The sequence below is a fragment of the Pseudomonas fluorescens genome (assembly GCF_001307275.1).
In the GTDB taxonomy this organism is placed as follows: domain Bacteria; phylum Pseudomonadota; class Gammaproteobacteria; order Pseudomonadales; family Pseudomonadaceae; genus Aquipseudomonas; species Aquipseudomonas fluorescens_AA.
On the sequence record NZ_CP012831.1, the window covers coordinates 6929894 to 6946539 of the forward strand.

13 protein-coding genes and 1 pseudogene are annotated in these 16646 nt (G+C 58.8%); 5 read left to right on the top strand and 9 right to left on the bottom strand.

What is annotated here, in order from left to right:
* The 3 genes from AO356_RS29830 to AO356_RS29840 are packed head-to-tail and all read left to right on the top strand — an operon-like array spanning window position 1 to window position 2881.
* On the top strand, window positions 1–1425 hold the full coding sequence (locus AO356_RS29830) for an NAD(P)/FAD-dependent oxidoreductase (RefSeq protein WP_060742924.1): 1425 nt from the start codon (window positions 1–3) through the stop codon (window positions 1423–1425).
* Window positions 1422–1763 carry a cupin domain-containing protein gene (locus AO356_RS29835; RefSeq protein WP_060742925.1) on the top strand — a complete coding sequence of 114 codons (342 nt, stop codon included), beginning with the start codon at window positions 1422–1424 and terminating at the stop codon, window positions 1761–1763. The genes AO356_RS29830 and AO356_RS29835 overlap by 4 nt, the downstream gene beginning before the upstream one ends.
* Before the next feature lie 44 nt (window positions 1764–1807).
* The gene (locus AO356_RS29840; RefSeq protein ID WP_103307814.1) at window positions 1808–2881 is read left to right on the top strand and encodes a polyamine ABC transporter substrate-binding protein; all 1074 of its coding nucleotides are present in this window, start codon (window positions 1808–1810) and stop codon (window positions 2879–2881) included.
* A gap of 56 nt (window positions 2882–2937) precedes the next feature.
* Here AO356_RS29840 and AO356_RS29845 read toward each other — a convergent pair whose 3' ends face one another.
* Window positions 2938–3999 carry an HD-GYP domain-containing protein gene (locus AO356_RS29845; protein WP_060742927.1) on the bottom strand — a complete coding sequence of 354 codons (1062 nt, stop codon included), beginning with the start codon at window positions 3997–3999 and terminating at the stop codon, window positions 2938–2940.
* Window positions 3984–6884, bottom strand: coding sequence for an ATP-binding protein (locus AO356_RS29850; RefSeq protein WP_060742928.1), 2901 nt, complete (start codon window positions 6882–6884; stop codon window positions 3984–3986). The genes AO356_RS29845 and AO356_RS29850 overlap by 16 nt, the downstream gene beginning before the upstream one ends.
* A 233-nt stretch (window positions 6885–7117) precedes the next feature.
* Here AO356_RS29850 and AO356_RS29855 point away from each other — a divergent pair, with 233 nt between their 5' ends.
* Both AO356_RS29855 and AO356_RS29860 read left to right on the top strand, forming a co-directional pair.
* Window positions 7118–10114, top strand: a complete 2997-nt coding sequence (locus tag AO356_RS29855; protein ID WP_109791134.1) for a PAS domain S-box protein — start codon at window positions 7118–7120, stop codon at window positions 10112–10114.
* Window positions 10111–10740: a response regulator gene (locus AO356_RS29860; RefSeq protein ID WP_060742930.1), complete on the top strand. Its 630-nt coding sequence runs from the start codon at window positions 10111–10113 to the stop codon at window positions 10738–10740. The genes AO356_RS29855 and AO356_RS29860 overlap by 4 nt, the downstream gene beginning before the upstream one ends.
* A 12-nt stretch (window positions 10741–10752) precedes the next feature.
* On the opposite strand, the gene AO356_RS29865 is transcribed toward AO356_RS29860, so the two are convergent.
* From AO356_RS29865 to AO356_RS33555, 7 genes and pseudogenes are all read right to left on the bottom strand, one after another.
* A complete protein-coding gene (locus AO356_RS29865; RefSeq protein ID WP_060742931.1) occupies window positions 10753–11829 on the bottom strand; it encodes a protein-glutamate methylesterase/protein-glutamine glutaminase in 1077 nt (358 codons plus the stop codon).
* The gene (locus AO356_RS29870) at window positions 11829–12338 is read right to left on the bottom strand and encodes a chemotaxis protein CheD (RefSeq protein WP_060742932.1); all 510 of its coding nucleotides are present in this window, start codon (window positions 12336–12338) and stop codon (window positions 11829–11831) included. Before AO356_RS29870 ends, AO356_RS29865 begins: the two co-directional genes overlap by 1 nt.
* Window position 12339: 1 nt before the next feature.
* On the bottom strand, window positions 12340–13143 hold the full coding sequence (locus AO356_RS29875) for a CheR family methyltransferase (RefSeq protein WP_060742933.1): 804 nt from the start codon (window positions 13141–13143) through the stop codon (window positions 12340–12342).
* Window positions 13140–13664, bottom strand: coding sequence for a chemotaxis protein CheW (locus AO356_RS29880; RefSeq protein WP_060742934.1), 525 nt, complete (start codon window positions 13662–13664; stop codon window positions 13140–13142). The genes AO356_RS29875 and AO356_RS29880 overlap by 4 nt, the downstream gene beginning before the upstream one ends.
* A gap of 74 nt (window positions 13665–13738) precedes the next feature.
* Window positions 13739–14251 (bottom strand): chemotaxis protein CheW, encoded by a 513-nt coding sequence (locus AO356_RS29885; RefSeq protein ID WP_060742935.1) that lies wholly within the window; start codon window positions 14249–14251, stop codon window positions 13739–13741.
* 3 nt (window positions 14252–14254) lie between these two features.
* Entirely contained in the window at window positions 14255–15334 is a 1080-nt protein-coding gene (locus AO356_RS33550; RefSeq protein WP_371919201.1) for a methyl-accepting chemotaxis protein, read from the bottom strand.
* Between the two features lie 81 nt (window positions 15335–15415).
* Window positions 15416–16645: pseudogene (locus AO356_RS33555) on the bottom strand (methyl-accepting chemotaxis protein); the annotation flags it as partial.
* Window position 16646: the final 1 nt, after the last annotated feature.

A 16646-nucleotide genomic window follows, 5' to 3' on the forward strand; every position in this document is an offset into this window, starting at 1 on the left:
ATGTCTGGCTGGGGTGGTGTGAGTTTGTGGATGGAGCAACTCGGCGAGGCGCTGATGCCGCGCCCGGCGTTGTATCAGGATCTGCAAGCAGACGTTGTGATTATCGGCGCCGGTTACAGTGGCCTCTGGGCGGCCTATTACCTTAAACAGCAAGCACCGCACCTGAACATCGTCATCGTTGAAGCACAGATTGCCGGCTTCGGCGCCTCCGGCCGCAATGGCGGCTGGTTGATGGGCAACCTGCTGGGCGAAGACCGGCTCCTGGGCCCTTTACCTGCCGCGCAACGCCACGCGGGCTACCAACTGCTGCATGCAATCCCCGACGAGGTGGCGCGGGTGTGCCAGCTCGAAGGCATCGATTGCGAACTGCGCAAAGGTGGCGTGCTGTACTGCGCGGCGCGTTATCCCGAGCAAGAACGGCGCCTGCGCGAACAGCTCGATGCTGTCCGTGCGCAAGGCCTGGGTGAAGACGACTACCGCTGGTTGAGCCCTCAGGCTTTGCGTGAACAGTTAAATGTGGCCCAGGCGTACGGCGCCCTGTACTCACCTCACTGCGCGACCATCCAGCCTGCACGGTTGGTACGGGGCCTGGCCGAAGCCGTCGAACGGATGGGTGTACGCATTTACGAGCAAAGCGCGGTACTCGACTGGAAGCCAGGCCAGGTCCGAACCGAGCACGGTCGGGTGAGCGCCAATTGGGTGGTGCCGGCGGTCGAAGGTTATGCCAGCACCCTGCCCCCGTTGAACAAACATCAACTGGCCGCGCAAAGCCTGATCGTCGCGACTGAGCCACTCCCGGCCGATGTATGGGCCGAAATCGGCCTGACCCGTGGCCAGGCGTTCAGCGAAAACAGCCGACAAGTCACCTACGGTCAGCGCAGCCGAGACGATCGCCTGGTGTTTGGCGCCCGCGGTGGATATCGCTTTGGCGGTCGCCTGCGCAGTGACTTCAACCTCACTCAGGCCGAACGAGCATTGCGGCAACACCTGTTTAGTGAACTCTTTCCGATCTTGCGCAATGTGCGCCTGACCCATGCCTGGGGCGGCAATCTGGGGGTTGCCCGGTCCTTTCACCCGCACATGCTCGCCGACCGTCGCCAACGGATCGCGCTGGCGGGTGGCTACGGGGGTGAAGGTGTAGGCGCCAGCAATCTGGGCGGCCGAACCGTGGCGGCGTTGATTCTTGGCCAGGACAACGAACTGACTCGCCAGCCCTGGGTGCTGGATGATCGGCCCCTGGCCTCGTTGCCACGATGGGAGCCTGAGCCTCTGCGCTGGCTGGGTTACAACGCCATTATCCAGAGCTTCGTTCACGAGGATCAGGTATTGGCCAACCTCCATGCGCCACGCTGGCGTCGCCGGATGGCTGAAGGCCTGGCCGGTTGCATGGAACGTCTGATGAAGTCCAAGGAGCCGTTTGCATGAAGATCAATCATTTTCGCGACACCGCCCGTTTGCCGCTCGGTGAGCCTGGCGCTGTTGGTGTACCGCTGGGCGAGCCGCTTTCACAGGTTGCCACGGCATGCGTCGAACGCGACGACGGCGTCGAGGCCGGCGTGTGGGAATGCACCCCCGGCCGCTGGCGGCGCCAGATCGTGCAACAGGAGTTCTGCCATTTCATTCAGGGGCGTTGCACCTTCACCCCGGACGGTGGCGAGACCCTACATATCCAGGCCGGCGACGCGTTGATGTTCCCTGCGAACACGACGGGAATCTGGGATGTACAAGAAACCGTTCGCAAGAGCTACGTGCTGATTTTCTGAACTGCCTTCATCCATAACGCCTAGAACAAAGGTTGAGGTCTCGCATGTTGAAGTCGATCGTTCCGTTACTGTTGATCGCGTCTACCGCTCAGGCAGCAGACACCGTCAGGATCTACAACTGGAGCAGCTACATCGCTCCAGATACCCTGCAAAACTTTACCACCCAGACCGGGCACCAGACTCAATATGACCTGTACGACAGCAACGAGGTGCTCGACGCCAAACTGATGGCCGGCCATTCAGGGTATGACGTGGTGTTTCCGTCCAACCACTTCATGGCCCGGCAGATCACGGCCGGCGCACTCAAACCGTTGGACCGCAGCAAGCTCCCGAACTGGCACAACCTCAACCCGACGCTGATGAAGGTCCTGGAGGCCAATGACCCTGGTAACCGCTACGGTTTTCCCTACCTGTGGGGCAGCACCGGCATCGGCTACAACGTGGCCAAGGTCAAGGCGGTCCTGGGCGATGTACCGATAGACTCGTGGGACATTGTGTTCAAGCCGGAAAACATGAAAAAACTCGCCCGATGCGGCGTGGCGATGCTCGACAATGGTCCCGAGATCCTCCCCATCGCCTTGAACTACCTTGGCCTGCCGCATCACAGCAAGGACAAGGCCGACTACGAGAAGGCGCAGGCCCTGCTACTCAAGGTGCGCCCCTATGTGAGTTACTTCCACAACTCCAAGTACACCAGTGACCTTGCGACGGGTGACGTGTGTCTGGTCGTGGGATTTTCCGGCGATGTGATGCAGGCCGCAGCGCGCGCCAATGAGGCCGGGAACGGCCAGCAGATTGCTTACGCCATCCCCAAGGAAGGCTCACCAATGTGGTTCGACATGGTCGCCATGCCCGCCGATGCGCCGAATGAAGGCGCCGGCTACGAATTTCTCAACTACCTGCTGGACCCCAAGGTGATGGCTGGCATCAGCAATCATGTGCACTATGCCAACGGCAACACCGCCGCCGAGGGGCTGGTCGACAAGGCCATCCGCAACGACCCGATGGTGTACCCGCCTGACAGCGTGATGAAAAAACTCTTTGTGCTGGAGGCCATGCCATTAGAGAACGACCGGCTGCGCACGCGGGTCTGGAGCCGGATTAAAAGCGGGCAATGAAACCTGTCGCCGATGAAGCAGGCACCCGGATCATCGGCGACATCTCCCGGGTCTCATCAGCCCTCTCGCGCATCGGGCAAGCGCAAGCGATCTATTTCGTCAAAGAGATTACAAAAGACGTCCACCAGGGAAGGATCGAACTGGGTACCGGCTTGATCGGTGATGAAACGCCTCGAACGCTCGACATCCCAAGCCTGTTTGTAGGCTCGCGGCATTCTTATGGCGTCATACACATCGCATATCGACACAATCCTTGCCGATAACGGAATCTCCTTACCTCGCAATCCCTTGGGATAACCGGTGCCGTCCCAACGTTCGTGATGCGCCAGGGCAATTTCCGCTGCCAAATCCGTCAAAGGAGAACCCTCCGGGTCATGCAGGATTTCATAACCGATACGGGCATGTTCCTGCATGATCTCTCTTTCCTGCGGTGTCAACGCGCCAGGTTTTTGCAGAATGGCGTCTTCAATGCCGATTTTTCCAATATCGTGCATCGGGGCCGCCATCTTCATGAGGTCGCACCATTGAGAGGGCATGCCGATCGCCTTGGCCAACAACGCAGCGGACTCGCCAATACGAACAATATGATACCCCGTGTCATCGTCGCGATAGCTGGCCGCTCGACTCAGACTGCTGCTGATCGCCTTGTAGCTGGAAGCCAGTTGGGCGGTGCGCAGCTCGACTTTGCGCTCAAGTTCGACATTGACGTCGCGCAGCTGCTTCGCCGCCTGCGCCAGCTCCAGGCAATTGCGTACTCTGAGCAGCACTTCAGGCAGGTCGATGGGTTTGGAGATGAAGTCGTTGGCACCCTTTTCCAGCCCTTTTCGTCTGCTCTGCTGGTCATTCAAAGCCGTTACGATGATGACCGGTGACTCAGTGCGGTCTCGTTTATTGAGCCGATCAAGGATCTCGAAGCCGTCAAGCGCGGGCATATCCAGGTCCAGCAACACCAGGTCCCAGGCGTTCGAAAGCAGCCAATCCAGTCCTTGCACCGAGTCGCTGAAGGTCGTGATGTTGCGCAGGCCTACGGCTCGCAAGCATGAATCCAGAAGCCGGAGATTGGTGGGCACATCGTCAATAATGACAACCCTGCTTTCAGCATTTACTTTGGCGAACATGCATCTGCCCTCTTCGTGGCGAGCGTCAATACCAGATGGCGAATACTCTGCCTCTCCAAGGGAGAAGCCACGATGGCCTGGCACTCCAGTTGGCTAATCGAAGCGTGATCGACGGCAGCACGCACCACGATGATCGACAGGGCAGTTTCTGCGATCCTCGTGCGTAAACCGCGGAAAAAAGTCTCCAGCACAGGCACACGGTCCGCGGTGGCAACGATCAATACGCTGATTGCCGTGGCATCAAGCACAACGCTGGCGTCGGGCAACGTGTTGACCCATTGCAACTCGAAATCACCGGCCAGTGCCTCCCGGACCACCTCATCATCCTTGGGGTTGCTGCTTACCAACAGGACGCGTGGCAACGCTATCGTCGACAGGTTGGACTCCCTCCCGGGTGCGGGAAAAGCCGACGAGTACATGTCGATCCAGAAAGTCGACCCCACATTGACGTGGCTTTCAAAGCCCATGCTGCCGTGCATCAGAAGTGCCAGGTCCCGACATAGCGCCAAGCCAATACCCGTGCCCTGGATGGAAGAGTTCTCTTTACCCAAGCGCTGGAAGGGCCTGAACAGCTCGTCCTGCAACGCCGGGGGAATGCCCACACCGGTATCCGTCACATAAAGACGCAGCCGGGTTCCCCCCTCGACAACCATGGCCCCCAGGGTAATGTCTCCACCGGGTCGGTTGTATTTGATTGCATTGGATAACAGATTGATCAGGACTTGCTTGAGGCGACGCTTGTCCGCCCAGACATGCCATGTATCCAGAGGAGCGGTGGTGTGCAAGGTCTGGCCCTGCGCTGCGATCTGCTGGCGAACCATGTCAGCGCAGTTGGATAACAGGCTCGCCACATGCACCGGTTTGAGATCCAGCAGAGGCCTCTCAGCCTGCAAACTGGAGAGTTCGAGCAGATCGTCCATCAACTGCATGAGGTGCTCGCTGGCCTCGATGATTTCCTGCAGGTTGGCCGTTTGCTGCGATGCGTCGTCAGGCGGCTGCATGAGTCCCAATTGGGCAAACCCGTAAATGGCATTCAATGGCGTTCGCAACTCATGACTCATGCTGGAGATGAACTTGGATTTGGCTGTACTGGCGGCCTCTGCCTCCAGGGTTTTCTCCCGCAGATCCAACTGGGTCTGCTTGAGCGTCGTGATGTCGACACACGCCACGACCACGACACTGGCATCCTCAAGCCGCGAGGGTTCCAGCATGCGCCCCCGGCAAAGGATCCAGATCAACTTGCCATGCACGTCCCGGATCCGGAACTCCGCTTCCGGCGCCACGCTGGCAGTACCCCTGGCCTCCTCCAGAAACCGCATGAAGGTCTGCCGGTCTTCAATGGGTATGTTCTCCAGCAGTGTCGCCATCGGCACTTCATTGGCGGCAAAGCCGAAACGCTGGCACAGGGCGCCCTTGAGAATAAAACGCTGCCGCTGGGGGTAATACTCCCAGAGCCCTTCGGCAAAACTCTCCATGACCAACTCTAGACGCTGCTGTGTGGAACTGCGAACAAACTCGGCCTGGGCCAACTGCCTGCCCATTCCCAGTGCCTGGTTGGACATTGACCAGAGTTCGGAGATATCGGAGGGGCTCTCCGTCGGTTGCCAGTTACCCCGGCCAATCTCTCGCATCATTCGTGAAACCCCCTGCACCGGCGCGCTCAATTGGCGACTGAGGTTACGTGTCCGCCACCACATGAAGGCAAAGAACAAGGCGTAGAACAGGACCAGCCCCGCGACCAACAAATAACCCACATCGCGGTAATGACTGGCGAGCAGATTGGTTTCCTGCATGACCGCTGCTTCGTCCACCACCGCCAGCAAGAACCACCCGGTGGAGGGAATCACATTCCAGGCGACCAGATGAGGCCGTCCATTCAACGTCAGGGCAACAATGCCCCCCGGATGGCCCGGTAAGTTCTGATTGAGGCTGGCGAGGTCCGGATGACGGGTAAGATTTAAATCCGGGGACTGCAGACGCTCGCGATCAACAGGCTCTGCGGCAGGCTGGTTCTCGACTCGCAGGGAGAAGTCACGTTGGCCCGCCTTGGGTACGGCCATGACATCGAGCTTGTCATTGACCAGCATCAGGTAGCCATCCCACGGCATCTGCAACTGCTCTATTCGCTTCAAGATGCCGTCGACCGTGACATCAACTCCGGCGACACCCTCGAGAAAGTCGCCCTTATAGACCGGCGCAATGGCAGACATCATCCACCCCTGGCCGGCGGGGTCCAGGTAGACATCCGTCCAGACTACTTTTTTATCAGGATTGTGCTGTGCATCGGCCAGGTAGTAGAAGTTGTATTGGGTGATGTCCATATCATGGGGGTATTGCTCGAGCGTATTGAACCAGGGGTAAATCCGGTTATAGCTGTCCCAACTGTTGAAATAGATACTGGCAATCAGAGGATCCCCGTCCTTCAACTGCTTCATCATGAAATCCTGATTGGCCAGCAGGGATACCTTGTAGAGATCCTGATCTTGCGGCGCAGTGACATTCGAATAAAACGAGGCGGATGCTCCATCGTTTGCTGCGCTGTAACGGACACCGTCGGCACTTAATGATAGCGATGCTGCCACGAGGTGCTGTTTCTCGGTGAGTTCATGCTCCGTGGATTTGGCATAAAGATCGATCGCCTTGTGGATCTGCTCAAGTTGTCCCTGCACCAGCAATGCATTCTGCTGAACCGACACCTGAATGTCTCGTGTTGCACTTTGATGCAGGTACTCGATCTGAGAACTTCGAATGGACTGGTTGGTGATGAAGTAAGTGGTGATCAGCACACCCTCCACCAAAACAAGCGGCAACAGGCTGGTACTGGCGAATGCTCGCCAGATCCATCTGCGCAAACTCACCCTCTTCTTCTTTGAAGTTGTTTGCATAAGCACGCTCGTTGCGTTGGCGGCACAAACGATATCACTGTGACATCAGTGTGAGCCCATCCTCGGTTTCTGTCCAACGGGACTCTCTTCTATCGTTCGCCGTCTACACGACCTTGCAGGTCCCCCAGCATCGATCAAAAGCGTGTGGGCAGCCTTATGACCATAGTCGAACACTCGATTTCGGCCTCAAGACTTAAGCTATGCTCAAAAACAGTGATCAGAGGATGGGGCGAATGGATTCAGCCATAGCGGTAGCAACACCGTTCACGCAGGATGCGGATGACGTGGGTGTCGTGTTGCTGGATGCCCAGGGAACGTTGCTCATCATGGATGACTGCGCCAGTCGGCTACTGGGGCTGAGCGAAAGCGTCGCCGCCCTTGTTCCCTCGCCTGCATTGTTTTCTCTCAAGCGTCTGACTTTTGAAAAGCACCTGACCCATGCGCGACTCAAAGGGAACTGGCATTTTCAAAGTGCGTCGGCGAACGGCGACACGCTGAAAGTGACACTCGACTACAGGGCACAACAATCCACATTCCTGGTGAAGATCCGCCACGCCGAACGCATCCACCTTGCCGAACAGGACTATCGCCTGGCGTTCGATTCTGCTGGCACAGGCCTGGCCTTATTGCGAATGAGCGGTGAATGGATCGCGGCCAATCAAATGCTGTGTCAGATGCTCGGCTACACCGAAGCAGAACTTCGCGCCACATCTTTCCAGCGTTTGACGCATCCGGACGACACCGATATCAGTAAGGATGAATTGCACAGACTCATCCTGGGACACCGTACGAGCCTGACGTTGGAAAAACGCTACATCCGTAAGGACGGCAGCACGCTGTGGGCACGCCTGACCCTGGGCATCGCCCGTAACGCTGATGCAGAAGCGCTTTACTTCGTATCGCAGCTGGAAGACATCAGTGAACATCTCGCCTTGCGTCAGGCATTGTTCAATAACGAACAGAAGTACCTCTCACTGGCCAAAAGCTCACAAAACATCATCCTTCGCTACAACCGGCTAGGACAACAAATCTATGCCAATCCCGAGCTTGAGCGCGCCCGGGGTTTTCCCAACACTCACATCACCGAACGCGCCTCGACGCACAATCCGCTGGACGAATACTTTCGCACGCAAGTAGAACTTACGCTTTCAACCGGCGTAGCCAATACGTTCCTGCTGGAAAACAGGGGCTCACACTCACGTCGCTCCGTGGATTTCCTGTGCAACCTGACGCCGGAGCATGACGAAACAGGCGAGCTGTGCGGGGTGCTGGTCACCGCCCAGGATATCAGTGCGTTGCGCCGACAGGAGCGGGCCGAGAATGCGCGCTCCGCCATTTTTCAAAAGATGGTCACTCACGACACCCTCCGGGAGGTGCTGCCACTGCTCGGCGCCTACCTGGATATTCTGACGCCCGGGCTTCACAACGCCATGGCCTTCAAGGCTGTGCCTGGCGACGAATCCCATCGCGCCCCTCCTACGGACACGTCCTCGATTGCAACCTGTCTGGCCGAAGATCTTGATCGACACCCCGAGCGGTTCGAACACCATCACTTCATCGCTGATTTGAAAAGCGACGCCGCGGGCCTCGCGTTCAGCCAGCCCGCCTTGCAGGCAGGCTATCGAGGTTGTTGGGTAGAACCGGTGGTCAATAAGACCGGTGTCGCGATGGGGGCCATCCTGTTGTTCGTCGGTGGGGACGCCCAACTGAGCGAGCAGGATCGCAAGCATGCACAAATGGCCAGTCATATCGGTGCCATCGCCTGGGAGCGCTGCTCGGCCCACAGCCACCTGGCGCAAAGCGAACGCCGTTACCGCGAAGTCTTCGACCATTCGCAAGATATGCTTTGCCTGCTCGCCGTGGATGCCGACCAGCAACTCAGTTGCCTGGAGGCCAATCCAAAGCTATGCGAAATGCTCGCCAAAAGTCACTCCGACATGATCGGCCAATCGTTGGGCCAGTGCCTGGAAAAAGAAGCCGCCAGTATCGTCGAGGCGATCTGCCTGCACTGCATCGCCGTGGGAGCCCCCATCGAACTGGATGCACATCTGCCCTGCGGTCAGCGCTCACTCGTTGTCCATTTCAACCTGGTACCCGTAGCCGATTCAAACGGGCGCTTGCATCGCCTGGTGTGCATTGCTCGCAACATTACCGACATCCTGGAGGCCCAGCGCAACGAACTGGCCCGGCAGCAGGAAATCGGCACGCTGGTTGAAAACTCTCCGGACGGTATTGCACGACTGAGTCGAACGGCAGAGCTGCTGTTCGTCAATCCGGCATTGGAAGCCTGGCTGGATCGCCCGCAAATCGATTTACTGCACAAGGACCTGCTCGAGATTCTGCCGAAAAACCTGCAGAGCCAATTATTCCATGCAGCCGTCATCGAAGCGGTGGAAAAAGGCCAGCCTCTGGAGCATGAATATGTGCTCACCGAGCAACATCGATTGCAGCGCGTCTATCACATCAGTCTCGTTCCCGAGCAGGACATCCAGGGAAAAATCGCCACCGTTCTGGCTGTCGTTCGCGACATATCGCAGCTACGCCTGGCCGAACTGCGCCTGGCTTCGCTCAACAAGCAACTGCGCCAACTGATGTCCAGTCGAGAAAGTGCGCGGGAAGAGGAACGCAAACTCATTGCGCAGGAGATCCACGATGAGCTCGGACAACATCTGACCGCCATACGCATGGGCACTTCGCTGCTGCGCTTCCAGTACGGCGAGCAACTGCCCCAGCTCAGCGAACAGGTGGCACGCCTGCTGCAACTGATCGACCAAACGGTGCAGGTGGTCAGGAACATTTCCACCAGCCTGCGCCCCTCCATCCTTAACATGGGCATCGTCGCGTCATTGGAATGGCTGACCGACACGTTCAAGCAGCAATGGGGCATCGACTGCAACCTGCAGGTTCCTGCGCAAAAAATCCGTTTGGACGATGCCAGCGCAACCGCTGCATTTCGGATCGCCCAGGAGTCGCTGACCAACATCGCCCGGCACGCCGAAGCCACTCGGGTCGATATCAGGTTTGAGCAAGGCGAGCATGACTGGTCACTGGAAATCACCGACAACGGCAAGGGCTTCGAGCAACGCGAACAATCATCCAGGACCCTCGGCTTGCTGGGAATGCGCGAACGGGGCCTGACCTTGGGGGGAACCACCACCATATCCAGCACCCCGGGCAGCGGCACGACTGTCCAACTACGTGTACCCGCTTCAAGGAGTCAAGACTCATGATCCGTTTAATGGTGGCCGACGATCACACGATCATGCGCGAAGGCCTCAAGCAATTGTTCGCGCTGGTCAAGGATATTGCCGTGGTGGCAGAAGCGGAGAACGGGGCCCAGGTCCTGGAGTTGTTGCGCCATACCGAGATCGATGTGCTCCTGCTCGACATGACCATGCCTGGTTCGAGTGGCGAGGACCTGATTGGCCGTATCCACGCCCATTACCCCAAGCTGCCGATGCTCATCCTGAGCATGCACAATGAAGCCCACATCGCCCAGCGAGCCCTACGCGCCGGCGCTTCAGGTTACATGACCAAGGACCGCGACCCGGAAGCGCTGCTGGCGGCGATCCGCAAGGTGAGCACCGGCGCGCGCTACCTCGATCCACAACTGGCCGAACAAATCGCACTGCAAAGCAGCGGTGTGACACCCGAGAACGCCTCGCAGAGCCTGACCTCCCGTGAATTCCAGATCCTGCGCATGCTGGCCCAAGGGCTGAGCGTCAACCAGATCGCCGAACAACTGGTGATCAGCAACAAGACCGTCAGCACGCACAAGACTCGGCTGATGGAAAAGATGTGCTTTGCCACCAGTACCGATCTGGTGCGCTACGCCTTGAATGAAGGGCTGGTCTGAAGACGCCGCGACTCAGGGCTGATGACCGCGAACGCCAAGGATGGCGGAAGCAATCTGCTCCAGGGGCAGCTCACGCTCGACCGCGCCCAGCTTGAACGCCTCGCGCGGCATTCCATACACCACGCACGACTCTTCATCCTGCCCCAAGGTCCTGGCGCCGGCATCACGCATCTCCTTGAGGCCCCGAGCGCCATCATCCCCCATGCCCGTCATGATGATGCCCAAGGCATTGCTGCCTGCGCTGCGTGCGACCGAACGGAACAATACATCCACCGAGGGTCGATGTCGGCTGACGGGAGGTCCCTGCACAATATCCACCTGGTATTGGGCGCCACTGCGCTTGACCAGCATGTGAGTGCCTCCCGGTGCGATCAGCGCCCGCCCGGGAATGATGCGATCACCCTGTACCGCCTCGCGAACCTCGATCTCGCAAACGTGATTGAGGCGCTCGGCGAAGGCGGCGGTAAACTTCTCCGGCATGTGCTGCACCACGACAATGCCGGGACATACCCGCGACAACCCTTGCAGGACCTGTTCAAGGGCCTGGGTGCCTCCGGTGGAAGTGCCTATGGCAACGATGCTTTCAGTCGTGCGGGCCATGGCTACGGACGCAGGGGACAGGATCGAGTCGGCACTGAGCCGGGGCGGTACGTCGACAGGCGCCCGGGCGCCCACCAGGCGCCGCAGGTTGGCCTTCGCTGCGCCCCTGACGGCCTGGACCAGTTCGTCCGCGTTTTCAGTCAGGAACTGTCGCAGGTTGGACTGTGGCTTGGTGACGATACTGACTGCACCGGCCGCCAACGCCTGCAAGGTGGTCTTGGCGCCCTTCTCTGTCAGCGTCGAACAAATCACCACCGGCGTAGGCTTTTGCGCCATCAGTTTTTTCAGGAAGGTAATGCCGTCCATTCGTGGCATCTCGACGTCCAACACAATGACGTCAGGCCATTGCCTGCTCATCTTCTCCATGGCGTACACCGGATCGACGGCGACGTCGATCACCTGGATTCCACTGGCCTGGTTCAGAACCGCACTCAGCACCTGGCGCACCACGGCGGAATCATCCACGATCAAGACCTTGATATCCGTCATCAGACATTACTCTTGGGCGATTCGAATACTTTGCGTACCGAATCGGCATGATTGAGCTGAAGGCGTCCAGTGCTCACATCGAACACCAAGTGACGATACCCCCGGCCACCTACGTGATAGGCCCGGCATTGCAACCCATGGTCCTGGATCAGGCGCCTGGCGGCATTGACGTTCTGTTGGCCAATCCCGATAGCGTCACCGCGCTCCACTCCGGGAAACATGTCAGCCCCGCCAAAAAGGCTCACCTCGAACTGCTCGGGCCGGGCGCCCGCTTGATGAATGCACTCGAACAGCAGCATCAATGCATCCGTCGCATAACGACCGTTCAGGTGTCCCGCGCCGTGGCCTCCTCGACGAGGCAACATGAAATGACACATGCCGCCCAACAAGCGTTGCGGATGCCAGAACACCAGGGCAACACAAGACCCCAGCACCGTACATAAGCGCATCTGGCGCCCTCCGAACGCCACCTCGCCGGGCTGCAGGAAATATTCGACCACCCGAGCCATCTCAAGCATCCGGTTTGCGATAGATCGAAGGCTTGACCACCTGCAATTCATCGCTGATACCATTCAGGCTTTCCGAATGGCTCACGATGAAATAGCCCCCCGGCCTCAGGTGTTTGCTCAAGCGCTTCACCACTTCGGACTTGGTCTGGTTATCGAAATAGATCATCACGTTGCGCAGGAAGATCACGTCGAACTGCCCCACCGAAGGCAGCGCATTGTTCAAGTTGATCGAAGTGAACGTGATCCGTGACGCCAACGCGCGGTCGACCATGAAAATACCGTTGTTGCAGCCCACACCCTTCAGGCAGTACTTGTTCAACAGCGCCTCGGGAATACCGCGGATACCATCCAGTGGGTAGCGTCCGCCCTGGGCTTTTTCCAGCACCCGGCTACTGATATCGGAAGCGAGGATCTCCCATGGCCGGGTGCCCAGGCTGTCGGCCAGCACCATGGCCAGGGTGTAGGGTTCCTCTCCCGTGGAGCAGGCACCACTCCAGATACGCACTGGGCCATTGCCACGAAGCCCGGGAAGAATCACGTCGCGCAGAAACTCGAAATGCTTGGGTTCGCGGAAAAAGTAGGTTTCGTTGGTGGTCAGCAAGTCCACCGCCATTTGCAACTCGGCCCGGTCCTTCATCAGCAAACGGTAATAGCTGCCATAGGTGGTCAAGTTGAAAAACTGCAGACGCTTGGCCAAGCGGCCACTGACCAGCTGTTTCTTGGCGACGGATAAGCTGATCCCGGCGATTTCATGAATCATTGACCGGAACTGCTGGAACTCGTTGTCGGAGAGAACGGCATTCATGCTTGCAACCCGTCCTCGTTGATGTTCGAAGGAAACAGCGCCGACCAATCATCGCTTCCGAGCATGCGCTCGATGTCCAGCAACAAGACGAAACGATCACTGAGCTTGCCAATCCCCACCACGAACTCAGGGCTAAGGCGCCCCTGGAGTGCCGGTGCCGGCTCGATCTGCTCGGCCGGTATCTCCAGCACCTCGCTGACGGCGTCCACGATGATGCCCACCAGGCCTGTGCCACCGCTGCCGTGGACTTCCAGCATGACGATGCAGGTGCGTGGGTTTTCCAAAGTCTGGGCGCCGCCAAAACACAATCCGAGATCCAGCACTGGAATGGCCGCACCGCGCAGGTTGGTGATGCCGCGAACCTTTGGCGGCGCCATCGGCAACGGGGTAATCGGGCCGTATTCGACAATCTCCCGGACGCACAGGGTACCTACCGCAAACATCTCCTGACCCACGCTGAAGGTCAGGTACTGTGGGGCTGCCGTCCCTGGGGCCGGCGAACGCGATGCGGATATGGACATGTTTCACTCCTCGGGACCCACCGCAGGCGGCGGCCCCCTCTCAAGACAACGTACGCACGCGTGGGCGCGACGACTCAATGCAACTGGCTGGCGATCTCACGGACACACAGCACCTGGTCGAGCTGAAGCACCGTCAGGAACGCCCCTCGTATCTTGACCATCCCTCGAATGAAGTCTTCACGGATCCGGTTCCCGATCGCTGGCGCGGCCTTGATGTCGGCCAGCTCGATTTCGATCACTTCGCTCACCGAGTCGACGACAATGCCCAGCACGTGGGGTTCGCCTTCCTGGATCAACTCCAGGATAACGATGCAGGTCCTGTTGCCTTGCTGCGTGGTGCCCTTGCCAAAGCGCGCCTGCAGATCGATCACCGGGACCACCGAACCGCGGAGGTTGATCACCCCGCGGATAAAGTCCGGCATCATCGGTACGCTTGTCACCTGGCCGTATTCGATGATCTCGCGTACACACAAGGTATCGATTGCATAGACCTCCCTGGCGGACACGAATGTCAGGAATTGCAGGAACTCGCTGTCGCAAGGACTCTGCGGCGCATACTCGAAATGACTCACGACTGCAGCGTCCATGGCTCAACTCCCGAAGCGAATGAAACCGCCTTCCTGGGCATGCTCACTGCTTTGCATACCGCCCAGACTGGAAGAAGCGGCCCGAGGAACGGCAGACACCGCCACCCGACCCTGCAGGGTGAAAAAGCCCATCAACTCCTGCAACTGTTCGGCCTGGCTGCTCATTTCCTCGGCGGTGGCGGCCAGCTCCTCGGAAGCCGAGGCGTTTTGCTGAGTGATCTGACTCATCTGCGACATGGCGGTATTGATCTGCTCGGAGCCGATGGACTGCTCTTCAGATGCAGCGGCGATCTCCTGGACCAAATCGGAAGTCTTGGTGATCGAGGGTACGATTTCATCCAGCAAGTTGCCGGCCCGTTCAGCCAGGGCAACACTGCTTTTGGCCACCTGGCCGATTTCCTGTGCCGCGACCTGGCTACGCTCGGCGAGTTTGCGCACCTCAGCGGCGACGACCGCAAAGCCCTTGCCATGTTCACCGGCACGGGCCGCTTCGATGGCCGCGTTGAGCGCCAACAGATTCGTCTGATAGGCAATCGAGTCGACGATCCCAATCTTCTCCGCGATGGTTTTCATGGCCGAGACGGTGTCCTTGACGGCCTGCCCACCCTCGCTCGCTTCCTTGCTCGCCTTGCCGGCCATGCCATCGGTCACCTTGGCATTCTCGGTGTTCTGCGAAATCGACGCCGACATTTGCTCCATCGACGCCGACGTCTCTTCAACCGACGCCGCCTGTACCGAAGCCGATTGGCTGATGCTCTGGGCCGTGGCGGAGATCTCTTCCGAGGCACTGGACAGCGAATCGGCGGAGCTGCGAACTTCGCCAATGATCTGCGAGAGTTTGCTCACCGTTTCGTTGACCGCGTTCTTCAGGTCTTGCAGGCTGCCCTGGTAATCACCTTTGACGCTGCGGGTCAGGTCACCACCGGACAGGGCCACCATGACCTCCATCGCCTCGCTGAGCGGCGCAACAATCGAGTCCAGCGTGCTATTGATCCCCGCCACAATGCGGCGGAAATCCCCTTGATGGCGAGTACTGTCCGCACGGGTATCGAGTCGGCCGACCACCGCATTCTCGCTGAGCATCTGGGTGTCTTCGATCAGCGCCTGGATGTTGCGGCGCAGTTGCTCGATGTTGTCGTTGATAAAGGCTTTTTTGCCGGGGAACTGGGCCAGGGGCGCCGACAGGTCGCCTTCACCGAAAGAACGTATGCAAGCCATGGCCTGTTTTTTCACGCTGATGTGGCCATCGACCATGTCGTTGATGCCTTGGGCGATCTGACGGTACGAGCCTTGGAATCGCTGTACGTCGATATGCACATCGATGTCACCTTTCTCATGCTCGTCCGACATGTGACGCATCTCTTCGATCAACGCCATGATGGTGCTGCGCAGATGCTCGATGGTGACGTTAATGAACGCCTTCTTGCCGGGGAACGCTTGCAGGGGCGCCTGCAGATCGCCCTCGCTGATCGACTTGATGCAGGCCATGGCTTGCTTCTTGACGTTGATATGCCCGGCAACCATGTCGTTGATACCTTGCGCCATCAGCCCATAACTGCCAGCGAAGCGTGCCGCATCGATCTGCACGTCGATGTCGCCTTTGTCGTGCTCCGCGGACATCTGGGTCATATCGCTGATCAACTGATTCAAGGTCCCGCTCAGGCGGTCCATGGAACCCATCAGTCCGGTACGTTCAAGGCCATTGCTACTGCCTTGCACGTCCAACTGCCCGGCCACGAACCGCTCCGCCAACAGGCGTACATCGTCGGGCTCGCCACCCAAGGTGTGCAGCAGCCGGCGTACCAGGAAGAAACCGATCAAGCCGATCACCAGCAAGGTGGCGCCACCGACCAAGGCAATGCTGTAGATCGCCGTCTGTTCGGTCGATGCCGCAATCGCTGCATTTTTTCGTCCCAGGTCCAGGTTGTGCTGGCGGATATCACTCAAGGCCGAAGTGACCTTTTCACGTGTCACGTCCAGGTCGAGCAGCACGGTGCGGGCTTCAGGGGCTGCATTGCGCAGGGCGTTGTCGAAACGCTCCACACCCCGGTTGTATTCGTTGACCGTGCTGCGCAAGGCGCTGAGCAGCGTCGCATCACGATCGTCGGAGACGAACTCTTTCTGGTAGCGATCAAGTGCCTGGAGTACCGACTCCTTGTCACTTTGCTGGGAATTACCGGCAGGTCCGGACAGGCTCTGCCATTGGCGGCTGTGGCTATCCGCAAGGGCCAGGGCCACATGATCCAGCAACTGCAGGCTGGGCACGGTATTGACTTGCGCATAGCTGGCGGTGCTCCTGACCCCACCCATCAGATAAAGACTGAGACTGACCAGGACCAGGATGCCCAACAGAGCAGAGGCGACCAGCAGCGAGATATTTTTTTTGACGGTCATG

Coding starts and splice junctions, on each gene's coding strand:
- AO356_RS29885 (WP_060742935.1), bottom strand. CDS start 14,251: ATGGACGCTGCAGTCGTGAGTCATTTCGAGTATGCGCCGCAGAGTCCT.
- AO356_RS29850 (WP_060742928.1), bottom strand. CDS start 6,884: ATGCAAACAACTTCAAAGAAGAAGAGGGTGAGTTTGCGCAGATGGATC.
- AO356_RS29865 (WP_060742931.1), bottom strand. CDS start 11,829: ATGACGGATATCAAGGTCTTGATCGTGGATGATTCCGCCGTGGTGCGC.
- AO356_RS29860 (WP_060742930.1), top strand. CDS start 10,111: ATGATCCGTTTAATGGTGGCCGACGATCACACGATCATGCGCGAAGGC.
- AO356_RS29835 (WP_060742925.1), top strand. CDS start 1,422: ATGAAGATCAATCATTTTCGCGACACCGCCCGTTTGCCGCTCGGTGAG.
- AO356_RS29855 (WP_109791134.1), top strand. CDS start 7,118: ATGGATTCAGCCATAGCGGTAGCAACACCGTTCACGCAGGATGCGGAT.
- AO356_RS29875 (WP_060742933.1), bottom strand. CDS start 13,143: ATGAATGCCGTTCTCTCCGACAACGAGTTCCAGCAGTTCCGGTCAATG.
- AO356_RS29870 (WP_060742932.1), bottom strand. CDS start 12,338: ATGGCTCGGGTGGTCGAATATTTCCTGCAGCCCGGCGAGGTGGCGTTC.
- AO356_RS29880 (WP_060742934.1), bottom strand. CDS start 13,664: ATGTCCATATCCGCATCGCGTTCGCCGGCCCCAGGGACGGCAGCCCCA.
- AO356_RS29845 (WP_060742927.1), bottom strand. CDS start 3,999: ATGTTCGCCAAAGTAAATGCTGAAAGCAGGGTTGTCATTATTGACGAT.
- AO356_RS29840 (WP_103307814.1), top strand. CDS start 1,808: ATGTTGAAGTCGATCGTTCCGTTACTGTTGATCGCGTCTACCGCTCAG.
- AO356_RS29830 (WP_060742924.1), top strand. CDS start 1: ATGTCTGGCTGGGGTGGTGTGAGTTTGTGGATGGAGCAACTCGGCGAG.
- AO356_RS33550 (WP_371919201.1), bottom strand. CDS start 15,334: ATGCTCAGCGAGAATGCGGTGGTCGGCCGACTCGATACCCGTGCGGAC.